Raw genomic sequence first — 17,801 nt, 5'->3', positions numbered from 1 at the left:
GCTATTTGGACACTTGTCGGAGATCGCAAATAATTGGAATTGTTGGAATTGTTGTCATCTTTGTAATGGTGTTCGGCGGCTATCTGGCTGCGGGCGGCAAGATGACGATTATCATGAAATCCCTACCGTTTGAGATGATGATGATCGGCGGTGCCGCTGTCGGCGCCTTTCTGATCAGCAACGATATGGGTGGGATCAAACATACGATCAAAGACATGGGTAAGGTCTTCAAGGGGGCGAAATGGAAACCCGAAGACTACCGGGACCTTCTGTGCCTTCTATTCTCTTTGATACGGATCGCACGCGCAAACCCGGTCGAGGTTGAACAGCACATTGAAGACCCCGAAAACTCGAGTCTGTTTTCTGCCTACCCGAAAATCCAGTCCGACAAAGAAGCTGTGGATCTGATCTGTGACACGATGCGCTCGGCTGCACTGAACTATGATGACCCCCATCAGGTCGAAGAAGTTCTGGAAAAGCGCATGGAGGCCAATTTTCATCACGCCATGCATTCCAGGCATGCGCTGCAAACCGTCGCCGACGGCTTGCCCGCCCTCGGGATTGTCGCTGCCGTTCTGGGCGTGATCAAAACGATGGGATCAATTGACCAGCCACCCGAGGTTCTGGGCAAGCTGATCGGGGGAGCTCTGGTCGGGACATTTCTAGGGGTGTTTCTGGCCTATGGTCTGGTGGGGCCCTTTGCGGGCAAGCTGAAAACCGTCGTGGAAGAAGACAATCACTTCTACCAGCTGATCAAAGAGGTTTTGGTCGCCAACCTGCACAACCACAATGCCGCCATGTGCATCGAAGTCGGCCGCCAGAACACACCAACCCACAACCGGCCTAGTTTCTCGGAACTTGAGGATGCTCTCAAGGAACTCAAACAGGCGGCGGCATGAAAGGCATAGCTCTCTTCACATCGATCCTGATCGCAGTGGCAACCTCGGCCACTGCTGAAACGCTGGTTGTCCGGTCAGGAGAACATGACAGCCATACCCGCCTCGTCGTAAAGGTTCCGCCGGGCACCGGATGGGTTCTTGCACGCCGAAAAAACGGGGCGAGGCTGACCGTTTCAATCGACGACGTCCTGTTTCAAACAGAAGGCGTGTTCGGGCGACTGACATCAAATCGCTTGTCAGCCCTATCACAATCGGAACCAGGTGCAGCACTTGACTTGGAATTTGGCTGCGACTGCGTGGCCACAGCTTTTCTGTTTCAACAGTCAATGATCGTCGTGGATATTTCGCAGGCCACTTTGCTTCCGCCTTTGACGGCCAACATCCCTCTGCCACCGACCCTGCCGCCGTTGGAGGCAGAAGATCCACCTGAACCCTTGGCGTTACCGCTTTTGACGCTGAACCAACAGGGCTTCAGAGATCAACTCTCAGCTAGGCTACTGCAAGGTGCGGACCGAGAGGTCCTTGACCTGGACCTGGCCGCCATTGGACCCCGCACTTCAACTTCGCCGAGCGACATGGACATGTTGCCGAATTTTGCAGCGAATATGAATGTCTCAACGATTGTAGACGAGTTGGAAGGTCTTCTTGGCCCCGATATCCCTCAAATTGAAAAACGTCCCGCTTGCATCAGCAGCGCTCGGCTGGGATTCGACACATGGTCCGACGCGCGCCCGTTCGACCAACAGATCGCCGATCTGCGCTCTGGCTTGTATCAAGAGTTTGACCGCGTGGACACCAACCAGGCCTTCAACCTGGCGAAACTCTACGCTTATTTCGGGTTCGGAGCGGAAGCTGTCTCCACGCTTGCTCTGGTTGAAGACCATTCCGAAGAGAAAAACTGGGTGCAAGCCATAGCCGGGCTTGTGGATCACCGTGAGCCCGCAGAAGATAGTCCGTTTCGGGGTCTTCAACGCTGCAGTAGCGATGCGTCTTTCTGGTCAGCACTCAGCGATCAAACGCTGAGCCCGGATGCCGATCTGGACGCAATTGAGCAGTCTTTCTCTAGCCTCCCCCAACACTTGCGTCGCAGTTTGGGCTCAAGACTGTCATCGATTCTGGTCGAAGCCGATAGGTTGGAGGCGGCGCGGCGGGTGATGCGTTCCGTTGATCGCGTTGAAACGGAGGAGCAACCCGGTGTAGCCAAGGCTCAGATCGCTCAGGCCGAAGGCGACTCTGAGGTGGCCGATGCCATCTTGGAAGAGGTCATTTCTACGCCGGAAACTGCAACAGATGCCCCTCTGGCCTTGGCGCGCTTGATAGAGAAACGCTGGGCAGAGCGGGGCGCCGTATCCCCGCAGGACGTTGCCCTTTCCGCTGCCTACGCGTTGGAGTTTCGTGGATCTGAAACCGGACCAATGATGCAGCACGCACATATTGTGGCGTTGAGTTTGAACAATGAGTTCGATGCAGCCTACGATCTGATCCAAGGCCTGCCCGAGGGTGTTGATCGGGCGGATGTCCTAAACCGCCACATACATCTGCTGCAAGAACGATCAAACGATGTAACCTTTCTGAAACAAGTGCTGTCCATGTCCGAGAGCGACTCGACGGCTTTGACCACGCAAGCCGCTATTGCAGTGTCAGATCGGTTGGGCGCTTTGGGCTTTGCGGCTCAAAGTTCTGCCTTTGCCAATCGCACGCATGACACGACAGACCGATCCCAACGCGCACGATTGCGCGCGCGCGCCGCACTGTTGGACGAAAAACCGCACAAAGCGATGCTGGAACTATCCGATGATGCCTCAGCGGCCGCCGATACCCTGCGCGCTCAGGCGCTGGCGGCGATCGGTGATCTAACTGCGACGGCTGACTTGTACCGAGACCTCGGCGAAACTGAGGATGCGAACAGGTATTTCTGGTTGGCAGGATTGCCCGAAAATATTGAACCTGAAGGGCGTTTTGCGAACCTGGCTGAGATCTCGGGCAAGCTTGCCTTGGCGCCTCGTCGTCTTCTTGAGACGCCTCTGGCCGATGCCAACAGTCTACTGGCCAACAGCGAAGAGACCCGAGCGCATATTGCCGACCTTTTCGGTTTACTCTCCGACCCAGAACGCGCGCCCGATGAGGGAGCAGATCCCAACCAATGATACCAAAGGTCTAGCGCAGATTCCGATAATTTAATTCTACTCTAATGGCTTAGTTCCCCTTAGTGCAAAGCTGGGTAAATACCTTGATGAAAATTCTGACAGGACTTCGCGCGTTCTTTCGACCGTTTGCCACAAAGAAACATGACCAACTTTTCACCGCCGACCAAGGAAGTTGGCGACTTGCTGAGAGGTTCCGATAACAAGATTTTCCCAAAAGCGCCTCGGCACAAGACATTTTGCTTTCCGAGCCTGTGCATGGTTCACGGCTTGGAAAATGAGGTAAAGGCCGATGTCTAAACTTGTTTATCTCTAAGCCGTTGCTCTCGCCGTGACCGGCATCTACTGGGTTGGAACCCTGAGCCTACATCACGTGCGATTTGGGAAATGGGTCTCAGGCGCGCTTAGTCGTTTTGAAAAAGAATGAACATCGGAGGTCTGCGAAACCCACGAAAAGCGCGATTGCACCCCATGGCGATACTCGGAGAAACCAAGATTCCAGATCGCGATAGAACGGCGCTCTGCCACTCGTGTATTGAGAAGAGCAGAGCGCCAAGGAAGCGGTTGATCAGTAAGGTGCCTCGACGTCGTTCATCGAGACGTAGACGGTTTTCATCTCGCTGAAATGGTTGATTGCGAGCTTCGAGTTCTCGCGACCGACACCCGACATCTTGGAGCCGCCGAACGGTGCCTCAAACGGGGCGAGGTTGTAGGTATTGATGTAGCAAGTCCCGGCCTCGAAACCGGCGACGATGCGATGGGCTCGAGTCAGGTCGTTTGTGAACACTCCAGCCGCGAGGCCGAATTCAGTGTCATTGGCGCGGGACAGAACTTCGTCTTCGGTGTCGAAATCCAGAACGGACATGACCGGGCCAAAGATCTCTTCGCGGGCGATGGTCATGTCGTCGGTCACGTCCGCGAATACGGTGGGTTGCATGTAGAATCCTTCGCCCTCGATGCGCGCGCCACCATAAACCAGACGCGCGCCTTCGGCCTTGCCCTTTTCCACATAGCCCAGCGCGATGTTCATCTGATTTTCGCTGATCATGGGGCCAAAATTGACCTCTTCATCCAGCGGATCGCCGATCTTGGCGGTTGCCATACGTTCGGCCAAGCGGGTCAGAAACGCCTCTTTGATACCTTTTTGGACGAACACACGAGTTCCGTTCGAACAGACCTGACCTGAGGAATAGAAATTGCCCAGAATTGCGCCTGAGACCGCGTTTTCGATATCGGCGTCGTCGAACACGATCATGGGGGATTTGCCGCCCAACTCCATGGTCACGTGCTTCATGCCATCGGCGGCCGCGGCATAGACCTTGCGGCCGGTCGGCACCGAGCCGGTCAAAGACACTTTGGCAACGCGCGCATCGGTCACCAGCGATGCACCCACATCGCCATAGCCCTGAATCACGTTGTAAATGCCTTTGGGTGCGCCTGCTTCGATGAGAATCTCGGCCACCTTTAGTGCGGAGAGCGGAGTCGTCTCGGACGGCTTGAACACCATCGTATTACCGCAGGCCAACGCCGGCGCACCCTTCCAGCAGGCGTGTCAATCGGCATTGAATAATGACCCCCCATCGGCGTCCAAATTTGACCCCCCTTGGAGCTAAGAGGGGCGTTGAGGGGGTCGTGTTTAGGTTGATTCAGGAGGGGGTGGACAGCAGGTCAAACCGAAAAGAGAGCGTAGCTCGACTGAAGGTTTGACCTGCTGTCTGTTTTGAATTTATTCCCCGATTTCGAGGTTAGTCGCGGTGGTTAATTCGCCAGCTTTCGTTCCCGGTTTCGATGATATCGCAATGGTGTGTCAGTCGATCCAGGAGAGCAGTGGTCATTTTGGCATCTGTGAACACACTCGGCCATTCAGCAAATGCGAGGTTGGTTGTTAGCAGAATAGACGTTCGCTCGTACAGTTTGCTGATGAGATGGAAGAGTAATCGTCCACCAGACTCTGCGAACGGCAGATAACCGAGTTCGTCTATAATCACGAGGTCGACGCGGATCAGCTGCTCGCTGAGCCGCCCGGCGTTGCCTTCGCGATGTTCAGCCTCCAGCTTGTTCGCGAGATCCACAGCGCTGAAGAACCTGACCCGCCGGCGGTTATTGACCGCGTGGCCCCCGATCGCTGTTGCGAGATGCGTTTTGCCCGATCCGGTTCCACCGACCAGCACGCCATTCCTGGCCTGGTCCATAAAATCGCCGTCATGAAGATTGCGCACGACTTCCTCGTTGACGGGGCTGACCGTGAAGTCGAACTCAGGTAAGGACTTGCAGACCGGGAACTTTGCGGCACCCATCTGATACCGGATCGAGCGCGCAGTCTTTTCGGCCAGTTCGGCCGTGAGGAGTTCGGCCACGACCTGTTGGGGCCGCCAGTTGTTTTTGGCTGCGGCCTGCATCACTTCGTCAAAGCAGTTGACGATGCCTGGCAACTTCAGTTGACGGGCAAGTTCGAGAATTTCCTTACGCAGTTGCATGGGAGCCTCCAAGCCTGTCATAGCGAGCGCAATCCGCGATCGGTGCCATTTTCAGCTGCAGGTGGGCAGGCGGCTCAATCGCCTTTGGCGGCGGGGGATTGGTGCGCCGAGAGACAATGTTCAGGATCGCATCGGCCTTGCGCAGGCCAGATTTTAGAGCTTCTTCGCAGGCAGCCTCGACCACATCAATGTCGTGCTGGTAAGCAGCGAAAAGAATATCGGCAAGTTGCCGGTCTCCGTCGGATGTGCCCCGCAGATGGGTCCAGATCTGCGTCATTGCCGGTGGTAGGTCCCAGTCACGGAACGGTGCTCCATTGCGCAGAGCGCCAGGCTTGCGCTTGAGGACGGGCACATAGTGCCAAGGGTTGAAGATCGTTTTTCCTCGGCCGAAGCACCGTTCGTGCTCTCCGACAATCTCACCGTCTTGGCGCAGGACAATCCGCGTGGCGTAGACCTGCAACTGGACCTGACGTCCAACAGCTCTTGCCTCAACGCTGTATTTGTTTCTTTCGAAGTTGATCAGGCAGGTTCGGCTCACGGCGACCGTCTTTTCACGGAACCCGACGAAGGGCTTCTGCAGATGCGTCAGCAGCGGCTTTTCCTGCTGGAACTCCTCCCAGACCGTCACCTCCAGGTTTTCCGGATGCCGCAGTTCTTTTGCGCGTTTGATCGCGTCTTTTTGCAGCCGGGCATTCAATTCATCGAAGTCGGCCACCTCCAGACGCGGTGTAAAACTATAGGCGCGGCTCTCCTTGACCAGATTCTCAACCTGACCCTTCTCCCAACCGGCCGCGCGCGTACAGGCGATCGGGTTCACCAGATGATGAGAACACATCCGGGAGAATGCCTTGTTGAACTTTCTTTCCTTGCCCGACAGGATCGCATCGACGGCGGTCGTCATGTTATCGTAGATCCCGTTGATGCAGCCTCCACCAAAGAATTTGAAGGCCTCGTCGTGGGCATCAAAGACCATCTCCTGCGTCTCGCGCGGATAGGCAATGGAGAATGGCATGCGGCTATGGCAAAGTTTGAAATGGGCAACCTTCACGGTCGTGAGTGCACCGTCCATCAAAACCGTCTCCACACTCCAGTCGAACTGGTACGCCTCCCCAGGATCAAAGATCAGCGGGATGAACGCCTGCGCCTGTTGTCGGCCGTGCGCAATGCGCCAATTCTTTGTGTAGCGTCGAACACTGTCATACCCGCCGCCAAAACCATCATCGGAGAGTTCCTTCCAGATTTTGGTCATCCGCTTGCGGTGTTTCTTCGGAAGCGCCTCGTTCTCCTCAAGCGTTTCATCCAGACGCGCGCGCCAAGGCCCGAGCACCGGGTATGGCTGCGATTTGCGCTCATATTTGAACTCCGTCACTCCCGATCGGATTATCTTTCGAACCGTTGCACGGCTCAAATTGAGCGAACGGCAAATTTCCTTGATGCTCTTTTTTTCGATCAGGTGTAAGCGACGCACTTTTCTAATAGTTTCCACGCAAATCATCCCGCTTGCCTCTCCATCGACTGCTCAATGAAAAGGATGTCTACAACCATAGGGAGGGGTCAAATTTGGACGCCGATTTCCCCGCTTAGGGGGTCAAAATTGCACGCTTTTCTACAGGACCGGTTTGATGAGGCCTTGGCCATGGATGGTTTTCCTGACTTCCGACCTTTTTGTTGATCTGACTGGGTTTTTGGTTTGTTTTCAGGTGTGGTTGCTCAGAGGCGCGTTGTAGTGCCCCATTATTATAAAAAGTATTGACATGGGCCTTCAGATGGCTAACCTCTTCGCCCATGTTCATCCGCACCAAACATGACGCAAAGCTCAACCGCACACGGATCCAGATCGTTGAATCCGTCCGCACCGGCTCCAAGGTACGCCAGAAGATCCTGCGCCATGTGGGTGTGGCCCATAACGACAGCGAGATTGAGGATATCAAGCGTCTGGCGGGCCGCTTGATGGAGCAATTACGCATTGATCGCTCGCCGCAAATGGAACTGTTCACGCCCACGGAATATGCCGATCTGCAGGCGCTGGTGCGCCGCGCTCCGCGGCCGGACAAGCTTGGCGTTGATCTTGCCGAGTGCCGTGAGGAGGCGCGGGTCTCTCTGGGTCTGCGGGATGTCATGGGGACGATGTATGACCAACTGGGTTGGGGGGCCCTTCTGGGGGCGGCGCGTAAAAGTGCCAATCGCATTGTGAAAGAGCTGGTTATGGCGCGGATCGCACAGCCCGAGAGCAAGCGCGCGACCGTGGAGGCGTTGGAGAACCAGGCAGGCATCACGCTCAATCTGGACGTGGTCTATCGGAGCATGGATTACATCAATACGCCGGTGATAGACGGGATTTGCAAAACCTCTCACGCGGCGGCAGAGAAGTTGCTGGGCGGGCCAGTGACCGTGCTGTTCTACGATTGCACGACCCTGGCCTTTGACACCGAGCGCGAGGACCCGGCCGAGGATGCGGACGGGGTCGAGCAGGATCATCTTCTGGCCAAGGGCTTCAGCAAGGATGGCAAGCATCACCGCGCTCAGGTCATGCTGGCGCTGATCGTCACCTCCGATGGGCTGCCTGTGGGCTATGAACTCTTCCCGGGAAACACCTGGGAAGGTCATACGCTGGAAGCTGCGCTGAAGGCGTTGGAGGGACGCTTCGACGTGGCCAGGGTCACGTTCGTGGCCGATGCCGCCATGCTCAGCAAGGACAACCAGCAGATGTTGCAGAACAAGGGTCTGCCCTACATCCTCGGCTATCGCATGAAGTCCGCCCCGGCCGCCGTGAAGGCGAACATTTTGAGCCCGGAGGGACGCCAGCCTTGGGCTGGACACGGTTCTGAAGAGGCAACCGAGAAGGGCTGGTACAAGGTGATCGACCAGGAGGGAGCGCGGGTCATTGTGACCTGGTCACCCACCCGGGCACGCAATGATGCCCACAAGCGCGACAAGGCAATCGAAAAGCTGCACAAGAAGCTCAAGCGCTCTCGCAAACCCGGCAGCTTCAGCAGCCGGGGATATGGCCGCTTCCTGGCCTTCCCCGACAGCGGGGACGTCACGCTGGATGATGCAAAGATCAAGGCAGCGGCACAATGGGACGGGCTGCATGCCATTGTTGTTCATGGTGCGGACGAACTGGAGGCACAGGACGTCATTGCCCGCTATCACCAGTTGTGGGAGATCGAAGCCTGCTTCCGCACCAACAAGCACGATCTGAAAATCCGGCCCATCTATCACTGGTCGCCGCGTCGGGTCCGGGCCCATATCGCCATCTGCTACATGGCCTTCTGCTGCCTGCAGCACCTGCGCAAGCATCTGGACCTGCTCGGACACCCGATGAGCCCGGCTCGTATCCGCAACGAGTTGAACGCATTGCAGCTCTCGATCCTGCGCCACAAAGGCACCCCTGACCGCTACGGCATGCCAAGCCATGCCACGGTCGATGCCAGACGCATCCTCACCTGCGTCGGCCTGACCTGGAACGAAGCCCCTTTCAAGATACCCCCCGGGCGCACCCGAAAAACTGGCCAGACCAAAGCCTGAGCTCCCTCAACACTCCGAAACAATCGCTGGCGAAAAAAGTCCGTGTAGTGCCTTTTGGCAACCAAGGCATAATAATATCAATGACTTATACGAAAAAATGTCGGAAGTCAGGGGCAAATTTCCTTGATGCTCTTTTTTTCGATCAGGTGTAAGCGACGCACTTTTCTAATAGTTTCCACGCAAATCATCCCGCTTGCCTCTCCATCGACTGCTCAATGAAAAGGATGTCTACAACCATAGGGAGGGGTCAAATTTGGACGCCGATTTCCCCGCTTAGGGGGTCAAAATTGCACGCTTTTCTACAGGACCGGTTTGATGAGGCCTTGGCCATGGATGGTTTTCAGGCGGGAATGGAGCGGCTTCACTGGACCTCCGCCTATCTGACGCAGAAACAGCTGTTTTACGCCGAAGCCCGCGCCCGCCAGACAGAAACCCGGATCAACGAACAGCGGATCTTGGGCCTTAAAGACGAAGCGCAAGGGCTGGCCGAACAGCGTGTCAGGACCCAGAACCAGATCGAGATCACGCTGACCGAACTGACCAACTTGCAGACCCTGCTGGACAAAGGGCTCGTTGCAGCCACCCGCGTCAGCTCGCGCCAGATTGAGCTGCAGCGGCTCTACGGTGTCGATGCCTCACTGCGCACCCAGATCGCGCAGGCGGAAAATCAGGTCAGAGAACTGGAACTGACGCTAATCAGCCAGCAAAAGCTGCGGGATGAGGTGATCGCGGGCGAGCTGGCATTGGTCGAAGCGCAACTTGATCTCATGCGCCCGCAATATGCAGGCACCGCCGAGCGTCGCAAGCGGATCGAGCTGTTGGCACCGACTAGCGGGCGGGTGGTCAATCTGGCGGCTTCGACCACGGGCGGCGTCATTCGTCCGGGCGAACACATCATGGACATTGTCCCGGCGGATCAGGCGCTGATTGTCGAGGCGCGGGTCAAAACCGGTGATATTGACAAGCTGCGGATCGGCCAGTCCACCCGCATCCGCTTGTCGGCCTTCGCACAGGCAGACGTCCCCGAGGCCAGCGGCAAGATCTTCGACATCTCCGCCGATGCTTTGGAAGATGAACGCACGGGCGAGCCCTACTACAAGGCGCGGGTCAAACTGGACGCCCAGCAGCCCGAAGCGGTGGCCGCGCTGGATCTCGTGCCCGGCATGCCGGCTGATCTGTTCGTCAATACCGGCGAAAGGGCCGTGATCGCCTATCTGTCACAGCCCATCAGTGACCGGTTGGCCAAAACCTTTATCGAGTGAGTGGGTACTCAGGTAACGAGTAGATTTTTAGCCAGTGGGAATGGTCTGCAGATGGGGCTGCAGGCCATTTCACTTTGTCAAACGCCGTAGCGGGCCATGAACATGTCGACAGCTTGCAGGGCAACCTCGTCGATCTCCGCCTGGGAGAACTCTTCCTGGATGCCAAAGGCGGCCCGCAGCCATAGGCGCACTTTGCACTGCTCGGCGAATTGCTCGGCCGCGATCGTCACGTCCTCGATTACCAATTCGCCCTTGGCGACGGCCTTTTGCAGATACTCGACCATCTTGCGCTGACCGTTCTGAGGCCCAGCTTCGTAAAAAACGCGTCCAAGTTCCGGGAAACGATCCCGTTCAGCCACGCAAACGCGGAAAATCTGGCGATTGAAGTCCGACACGAAAAAGCTGACCAACTGCGTCGCGGTAATCGTCAGAACTTCGCGCACGGGTTTGGTTTCGTCGATCATCGAGATCACACGCGCGGCCATGCGGCGGCACTCGGTTTGCGCCACCTCAATAAACAGCAGGCGCTTGTCGGGGAAATAGCTATACAGCGTCGCTTTTGAGACACCCGCCGCCCGCGCGATGTCATCCACGCTGGCCCCCTCGAACCCATCCGCGAGAAAAACTTCTCGGGCCCCGCGCAGAACCTGGTCGAATTTTCGGCCAGTGCGCAGGATGGTGGCGGATTGGGTCATGATGGCTCCTTCAGCGGGTTGTGGATCGAATTTATAAACCGATCTGTTCAGACACAAGGATTCTTGGTGTTTTTGTCGCTAACACGCGATATGTCCGGTGTATGTAACATGCGATCTGTCCGGTTCTATTCTGTCTCTGAGAGGAGGCGTTATGAACCGAGCAGAAGTGTTACAGGAAGTTCGACTGATGAAGTTTGAAGATGTGTATTCGCGGCGAAGCGCGAACAAGCTGACGCAAGAACAGGCGGCTGAGATACTGGGTGTATCCGTGCGCACCGTCAGGCGTTGGGAGGATCGATTTGAGGCGGATGGTGCAGAAGGTCTGTACGACCGTCGGCTTGGCAAACTGGCCAACAATCGTGTTGCCACGGATAAGGTCATGGAGATGCTTGAACTGTTTGATACCAAGTACTGGGATTACACGCCGAAGCATTTCCACGAGAAGCTGGTGGCCCACCATGGTTTCACACAGAGCTACAACTGGGTGCGGCTTACACTGCAGCGCCACGGCCGGGTTCAGGCAGCACCCCGACGAGGTGCCCATCGGCGCAAGCGGCCCCGCCGTCCGATGGTTGGCATGATGTTGCATCAGGACGGCTCCAGCCATGAATGGGTTCCGGGTCAGTGGTGGGATCTGATCGTCACCATGGACGATGCCACCAACCGGGTTTATTCGGCATTCTTTGTCGAGGAAGAAGGGACGATGAGCAGTTTTCAGGGGCTGACAGAGGTGATCGAGGCGCAAGGTCTGTTTTGCTCGCTCTATGCCGATCGGGGCTCTCATTACTGGCATACGCCCGAAGCGGGCGGCAAAGTGGACAAGGACAATCTGACCCAGGTCGGGCGCGCCTTGCAGCAACTCGGCATTGAGCTGATCCCGGCCTATTCACCGCAGGCCCGTGGACGGTCTGAACGCATGTTTGGCACGTTCCAGAACCGATTGCCGCAGGAACTGCGGTCCCATGGGATCACAACCATTGAAGAGGCCAATCAGTTCCTGAAAGAGGTCTATCTTCCCGAACACAATGCCCTGTTTGCAAAGGAGCCGGAGGATACGACCTCGGCCTTCGTGCCGTTTACAGGCAATGTGCGCGACACCCTGTGTGTGCAGGAAGACCGCGTCGTCGGCAACGACAATACGGTGCGCTACAAGGGCCTGGTCATGCAGATCGCGGCAGACAGGCACCGTCATCATTTCGTCAAGGCGAAGGTCAGGGTCCACGAATACCCCGATGGTCAACTGGTCATCTTCCACGGCCCGAGATGCATTGGCCGCTACCAGCCTGACGGATCACCCATCACACAGGAGGATAGCAAACACAAAGTCGCGTGACCCGCTTCGACGTGGCGCGAACGCGGTGGCCCAAATCTACGGTCGCCTACGGCTCCCTCCGAATTGGGCCACCGCGCAATCAACTGAAGCGGACAATTGGCATGTTACCTACACCGGACAATTCAGAATGTTCTCGACAGGATTCTTGGTGTTTTCTGACGGGCCGTCACCCAAAACGCCGTTCGATCCGTGACTTGCAGGTCGCGCGATCCATGTTAGGAGAGTACCCATGGTCGAGATCTTTCTGCGCACCCTTCCCTTCTTCGTGATCATCGGCCTGGGTTACTGGGCCGGGCGCACGCGGTTTTTCACAGAGGAAGCCACCGCCTATCTGACGAAATTCGTCTTTTTCTTTGCCCTGTCGGCCATGCTGTTTCGCTTTGCCGCCACCCTGCCGTTTGCCGAGATCTTCAATGGGCGGCTGATCATCGGTTATCTGATCGGCACACTTGCGGTCTATGCTCTGGCTTCACTGGTTGCGTGGATACGGGGCCTCGACATCCCGACCGCAGCGGTTGAGGCCCAGTGTGCCGCCATCGGCAATGTCGGGTTTCTCGGCCTGCCTATGTTGGCCATGCTGCTGTCTGAGGCCGCGATCGGGCCTGTCATGCTGATCCTTGCGGTGGATCTGGTGGTGTTTTCCTCGCTCATTGTGATCCTGATCAATGGCGGCCGGGACGGAAAGCTAACGGTCAAAACGCTGCGATTGATCGGCGTTGGGTTGCTCAAGAATCCGATGATCGTGTCGATCTCAGCCGGATTGACCTGGTCGGCGCTGCAGATTCCGGTGCCCGGCCCGATGAATGATTTCCTGACCATTCTGGGTGGGGCCGCAACGCCCGGAGCACTATTCGCAATCGGCGCCTCGCTGGCTGGGAAATCGGCCGAACGGGTCCAAATCGCGGGCTGGCTGAGCTTTTGCAAGCTGATCGTCCACCCCGCCTGTGTCGCCGTCGCCCTGCTTTGGCTGGTTCCAGTCGATACCTTCTCTGCCACGGTTGCGATTGCCGCCGCTGCACTACCGGTTGCGGGCAATGTCTACATGCTAGCCGCGCATTACGGTGTTGCGCCTCATCGCGCCTCAGCGGCGATCCTGCTGTCTACGGCGGCCAGTATTCTGACGGTTCCGCTGATCATCGGATGGCTTACCGCTTTGTGAGCGCGCAACCCCACCAAAAAGTCATGCACAGGGTGACTGCCGCACTTTACGCGGCGTCCTTAGGGCGATAGCCATGGCGCGACCCTAGACTAAGGACTCGACCAGATGGAAACCCTTTCGGAAAATGCCTGTTTTGGTGGTGTGCAAGGTGTCTACCGCCATGCCTCGACCACCTGCCAATGCGATATGACCTTTGGCCTGTTCCTGCCTGCCGAGGCCATGGACGGCCCCGTTCCGGTCCTGTGGTACCTGTCTGGCCTGACTTGCACCCATGAAAACGCGATGACCAAGGCCGGTGCACAGGCCTGGGCCGCCGAACAGGGCATCGCCATCGTGTTCCCCGACACATCGCCCCGCGGCGAAGGCGTCGCGGACCACGAAGACTATGATCTTGGCCAAGGCGCGGGTTTCTACGTCAACGCAACGCAAACCCCGTGGGTCCCACATTTCAACATGTGGGACTATGTGGCCGAGGAACTGCCCGCGTTGATCGCTGAGAATTTTGCCATCGACACGGACCGTCAGGCTATCACCGGCCATTCGATGGGCGGCCATGGTGCGCTGACACTGGCGATGAACCTGCCGGGGCGCTATCGCTCGGTATCGGCCTTTGCGCCAATCTCGAACCCGACCGGCGCAGATTGGGGCCGCAAACAGCTGAGCGCCTATCTGGGCGATGATGAGGCCGTTTGGGGCAAGCACGACGCATCGCTCCTGATGAAAGAGGTCGGATTTGACGGCCCTGTCCTGATCGACACCGGTGCGAACGACCAGTTCATCGACCTTCTGCGCCCCGAAACTTTGGCTTCGGCCATCGCCGAGCGCCGCCAGCAGGCGACCTATCGTCTCCAACCGGGCTATGACCATTCCTATTTCTTCGTGTCTACCTTCATGGAAGACCACATCACGTTCCACGCCGAAGCGCTGTACGGAGACTGAGGCATGAGCAAGTATGACTATGACCTGATCATCATCGGGTCTGGCCCCTCGGGCCGGTCGGCGGCGATTCAGGCGGGCAAATTGAAGCGGCGGGTGTTGGTGATCGACCGGCACGATCGTTTCGGAGGCGTATCGGTGCATACCGGCACGATCCCGTCCAAAACCCTGCGTGAAACCGTGCTGAACCTTTCGGGCTGGCGCGAGCGCAGCATTTACGGCCGCTCTTACCGGGTCAAAGAGCAGATCCGCGCCGAGGACCTGAAGGCCCGGCTGCACATGACACTCGACCACGAAGTTGACGTGCTGGAGCATCAGTTCAACCGAAACCATGTGGATACTCTGAACGGGTTGGCCTCGTTCACGGGCCCGCATGAGATCGAGGTGGCGACGGATAGCGGTGAGAAAACCCGCCTGACCGCCGCAAAATTCCTGATTGCGACCGGAACAAAAACCTATCGCCCGGACTATGTGCCTTTCAACGGCAAAACCGTTGTGGATGGCGATGAATTCCTTGAAATGGCCGAGATCCCTCGGTCGCTGGTCGTTATCGGTGCCGGGGTGATTGGCGTGGAATACGCCACCATGTTTTCGGCCCTGGATGTCCGTGTCACCCTGATCGAGCCGCGCGACACCTTCCTGGATTTCATCGACAAACGCCTGATCCACGATTTCACCCATCAAATCCGTGAGAATGGAGTGGATCTTCGGCTCGGCTCAACCGTCGAAAAGATCGAAGATGCGGGCGAGCATGTCGAGGTCACCCTTGAGAACGGCCGTCACGTCCGGGCCGAGATGCTGTTGTTTGCTGCCGGACGCATGGGCGCGACCTCGACACTGAATCTGAAGGCTGTTGGTGTTGAAACCGATCACCGCAACCGGATCAGCGTGGATCGCAAGACCTACCAGACCGAAGTGCCGCATGTCTACGCTACGGGAGACGTGATCGGGCACCCTTCGCTGGCCTCAACCTCGTTGCAACAGGGACGCGTGGCGGCCTGTCATGCGCTTGAAACCCCGACCCTACCGGAAAGCCCTTGGTATCCTTACGGGATCTATTCCGTGCCGGAAATCTCGACCTGCGGCATGTCCGAGGAAGAGTTGCAGGAGCGCGGCATCCCCTATGAGGTCGGCGTAGCGCGATTCCGCGAAACCTCGCGCGGACATATCATGGGATTGGAACATGGTATGCTGAAAATGCTGTTTTCCCTAAAAACCCGCCGGGTGCTTGGTGTGCAGATCGTGGGCGAAGGTGCGACGGAGCTGATCCACATCGCCCAAGCCGTGTTAAACCTGAAAGGCACCGTAGATTACTTCGTGCAAAACACGTTCAACTATCCGACGCTGGCGGAGGCCTATAAGATCGCGGGTTTGGATGCCTTCAATCGGATGCCGATCCCCGAAGAGTTCAAGGTCAAGAAAAAGCCTGTTGGACCCGCCAAGAAAGAGGCAAAGAAGGCGTGACAACGCTCTATGTCGATGGGGACGCCTGCCCGGTGAAAGCTGAGGCTGAGCGGGTCGCAACCCGACACAAGGTGCCCATGGCGCTGGTGTCGAATGGCGGGTTGCGGCCATCGGCAAACCCTCTGGTGCAGGTCGTCATTGTCGCAGAGGGCGCGGATGAGGCCGACAAATGGATCGCCGAGCGCTGCGGTGCCGGCGATGTGGTGGTCACCTCGGACATCCCGCTGGCCGCCAAGTGTGTCGAGGCCGGTGCCCGTGTGCTACGGCCCAATGGCGAGGCTTTCACCGCTGCGAATATCGGCCAGCAACTGGCGATGCGCGACCTGATGGCGGATTTGCGCGCGGCTAACCCTCTGGGCGCAGGGGGTGGCGGCAAACCGTTTGGGAAAGCCGATCGCTCGCGGTTCTTGGACGCTCTGGAGCGGGAACTGCGAGCGGCGCTGCGCGGCTAACCCTCCCGCCAGTTGACGTCGCATCAAAGATGCGCCCTCGCCTGTTGGGCCAGGCAGCGCGTGCCGCGCTGCGGGTGCGCCCAACTATGCAGCGGCGGGGGTTGGACCTCGGTTCTCGCGAATGGGCAGGTGGACAATCGCGCTGAACGCGCCCACGGCGATACCGATCCACCAAACCATCGTGTAGTCGCCATAGACGTCATACATCCGCCCGCCCAGCCAGATGCCAAGGAAGCTCCCAAGTTGGTGGCTGAGGAAGACAATTCCATACAGCGTACCCATGTAGCGCAGACCGTAGAGATGCGCGACCAGACCGGATGTCAGTGGTATTGTGGCCAGCCAGAGAGAGCCCATAGCCAACGAAAAAACGATGACCGAAATTGGGCTGATCGGAAACATGATGAACACGACAGCAGCCAGCGTACGCGCCGTATATACGATGGCCAGCAAGTATTTCTTGGGAAAGTGGTTCCCCGCCCAGCCTGCCAAAAGCGTGCCGCCGATATTGGCCAGTCCGATCAGCGAAATGGACAACGCACCCAAGGCGGACGTGGTCGTAATGCCTATCGAATGCAGCACGCCACCCGGCTGGATGGGGCCGCACATCTCGGTCACGAATGCTGGGAAGTGAGCTGTGATAAAGCCGAGCTGATAACCGCAGCTGAAAAAGCCAAGTGAGATCAGCGTGTAAGACGGATCTCGGAGGGCACGCCCCAGGATTTGACCCATGCTTTCTTCCAACTCGGCCTTACTGCTTTGCTGAGGCGCGCGCATAAAGGGCAGGATCAGCACGAGGCAAAGAATGGCGACGGCAAACACGATATAGACCTGATGCCATGGCAGGAAGTTCAACATCCATTCGGCCGTGGGCGCACCCAGACCCTGACCGAAACTGCCCGCAGCCGTGACGATGGCCAAAGACATGGATCGGTTTTCATCAGAGGACGCCCGCCCAACCACAGCCAGAACCACGCCGAAGCCGGTCCCTGCAATGCCGAACCCGACCAACCATGCGTAGATCTGGTGTTCAAACGGAGTGACGGACCAAGCTGAGAGCACCATGCCGGCGGCATAAGTCAGCGCGCCAAGAACAATGGCCTTTCGGTCGCCGATCTTTTCAGCGATTGCACCAAAAATCGGCTGCCCAATACCCCAGGCCAGGTTCTGGATCGCAATTGCCATTGAGAAATCGGTGCGCAGCCAGCCGAACTCAGAGGCGATCGGGATCTGGAACACCCCGAACGACGCGCGCACAGCGAAACTGACTGTAATGATGATACAGCCCACGATCAGAATTGGATTCAGCAGACGTGCGGAGTGCGGCATCGGGACCTCAGACAAACAAGTTTTGCGACGCTACTGTTTTTCTTCGGCGCGTCAATTCAGTAGATTTGCGGTTCGACATAAGGAAAATTGATGCGTGCCTGAAATTGCCCGCTTTTCAACGCGCAG

Annotated in this window: 14 protein-coding genes and 1 pseudogene; 9 read left to right on the top strand and 6 right to left on the bottom strand. The window is 57.5% G+C overall.

Going from position 1 to position 17,801, the window contains the following annotated elements; all coding sequences use genetic code 11:
• Positions 1 to 29: 29 nt before the first annotated feature.
• Positions 30 to 899, top strand: coding sequence for a flagellar motor stator protein MotA (motA, locus tag ACOERD_RS24275; RefSeq protein WP_419740839.1), 870 nt, complete (start codon positions 30 to 32; stop codon positions 897 to 899).
• Positions 896 to 3,046, top strand: a complete 2,151-nt coding sequence (locus tag ACOERD_RS24270; RefSeq protein ID WP_419740756.1) for a hypothetical protein — start codon at positions 896 to 898, stop codon at positions 3,044 to 3,046. The genes motA and ACOERD_RS24270 overlap by 4 nt, the downstream gene beginning before the upstream one ends.
• Positions 3,047 to 3,611: 565 nt before the next feature.
• Here the strand turns inward: ACOERD_RS24270 and ACOERD_RS24265 are convergent.
• The 4 genes and pseudogenes from ACOERD_RS24265 to ACOERD_RS24250 form a co-directional block, all read right to left on the bottom strand.
• A pseudogene (locus ACOERD_RS24265) lies at positions 3,612 to 4,592 on the bottom strand (aldehyde dehydrogenase family protein); the annotation flags it as partial.
• A gap of 196 nt (positions 4,593 to 4,788) precedes the next feature.
• The gene (gene istB / locus ACOERD_RS24260) at positions 4,789 to 5,520 is read right to left on the bottom strand and encodes an IS21-like element helper ATPase IstB (RefSeq protein WP_419737606.1); all 732 of its coding nucleotides are present in this window, start codon (positions 5,518 to 5,520) and stop codon (positions 4,789 to 4,791) included.
• Positions 5,507 to 7,015, bottom strand: coding sequence for an IS21 family transposase (gene istA, locus ACOERD_RS24255; RefSeq protein WP_419737605.1), 1,509 nt, complete (start codon positions 7,013 to 7,015; stop codon positions 5,507 to 5,509). The genes istB and istA overlap by 14 nt, the downstream gene beginning before the upstream one ends.
• A gap of 85 nt (positions 7,016 to 7,100) precedes the next feature.
• The gene (locus ACOERD_RS24250) at positions 7,101 to 7,313 is read right to left on the bottom strand and encodes a hypothetical protein (RefSeq protein ID WP_419740755.1); all 213 of its coding nucleotides are present in this window, start codon (positions 7,311 to 7,313) and stop codon (positions 7,101 to 7,103) included.
• Between ACOERD_RS24250 and ACOERD_RS24245 the strand changes: the two genes are divergently transcribed.
• Together ACOERD_RS24245 and ACOERD_RS24240 are read left to right on the top strand one after the other, a co-directional pair.
• Positions 7,306 to 9,048: an IS1634 family transposase gene (locus tag ACOERD_RS24245; protein WP_419737624.1), complete on the top strand. Its 1,743-nt coding sequence runs from the start codon at positions 7,306 to 7,308 to the stop codon at positions 9,046 to 9,048. The two genes, ACOERD_RS24250 and ACOERD_RS24245, sit on opposite strands and share 8 nt — an antisense overlap.
• Before the next feature lie 287 nt (positions 9,049 to 9,335).
• On the top strand, positions 9,336 to 10,310 hold the full coding sequence (locus tag ACOERD_RS24240) for an HlyD family type I secretion periplasmic adaptor subunit (RefSeq protein ID WP_419740754.1): 975 nt from the start codon (positions 9,336 to 9,338) through the stop codon (positions 10,308 to 10,310).
• 77 nt (positions 10,311 to 10,387) lie between these two features.
• On the opposite strand, the gene ACOERD_RS24235 is transcribed toward ACOERD_RS24240, so the two are convergent.
• Positions 10,388 to 11,005: a TetR/AcrR family transcriptional regulator gene (locus tag ACOERD_RS24235; protein ID WP_419740753.1), complete on the bottom strand. Its 618-nt coding sequence runs from the start codon at positions 11,003 to 11,005 to the stop codon at positions 10,388 to 10,390.
• Positions 11,006 to 11,156: 151 nt separating this feature from the next.
• On the opposite strand from ACOERD_RS24235, the gene ACOERD_RS24230 reads away from it, so the two are divergent.
• The 5 genes from ACOERD_RS24230 to ACOERD_RS24210 all read left to right on the top strand — a co-directional run bounded on the left by ACOERD_RS24230 (position 11,157) and on the right by ACOERD_RS24210 (position 16,349).
• Positions 11,157 to 12,338, top strand: a complete 1,182-nt coding sequence (locus tag ACOERD_RS24230) for an ISNCY family transposase (RefSeq protein ID WP_419737631.1) — start codon at positions 11,157 to 11,159, stop codon at positions 12,336 to 12,338.
• A gap of 229 nt (positions 12,339 to 12,567) precedes the next feature.
• Positions 12,568 to 13,497 carry an AEC family transporter gene (locus ACOERD_RS24225; protein ID WP_419740752.1) on the top strand — a complete coding sequence of 310 codons (930 nt, stop codon included), beginning with the start codon at positions 12,568 to 12,570 and terminating at the stop codon, positions 13,495 to 13,497.
• A 105-nt stretch (positions 13,498 to 13,602) separates the two neighbouring features.
• Complete coding sequence (fghA, locus tag ACOERD_RS24220; RefSeq protein ID WP_419740751.1) at positions 13,603 to 14,436, top strand: S-formylglutathione hydrolase; 834 nt, start codon at positions 13,603 to 13,605, stop codon at positions 14,434 to 14,436.
• Between the two features lie 3 nt (positions 14,437 to 14,439).
• Positions 14,440 to 15,897, top strand: a complete 1,458-nt coding sequence (gene sthA / locus ACOERD_RS24215) for a Si-specific NAD(P)(+) transhydrogenase (protein WP_419740750.1) — start codon at positions 14,440 to 14,442, stop codon at positions 15,895 to 15,897.
• Positions 15,894 to 16,349, top strand: a complete 456-nt coding sequence (locus tag ACOERD_RS24210; protein ID WP_170640178.1) for a YaiI/YqxD family protein — start codon at positions 15,894 to 15,896, stop codon at positions 16,347 to 16,349. Before sthA ends, ACOERD_RS24210 begins: the two co-directional genes overlap by 4 nt.
• An 84-nt stretch (positions 16,350 to 16,433) precedes the next feature.
• On the opposite strand, the gene ACOERD_RS24205 is transcribed toward ACOERD_RS24210, so the two are convergent.
• Positions 16,434 to 17,675 (bottom strand): MFS transporter, encoded by a 1,242-nt coding sequence (locus tag ACOERD_RS24205; RefSeq protein WP_419740749.1) that lies wholly within the window; start codon positions 17,673 to 17,675, stop codon positions 16,434 to 16,436.
• Between the last annotated feature and the right edge of the window lie 126 nt (positions 17,676 to 17,801).

Source organism: Ruegeria sp., assembly GCF_965199275.1.
GTDB lineage: Bacteria > Pseudomonadota > Alphaproteobacteria > Rhodobacterales > Rhodobacteraceae > Ruegeria.
Note: the sequence above shows the minus strand (reverse complement) of the source record. Positions and strands in the feature narration are given on the sequence as shown.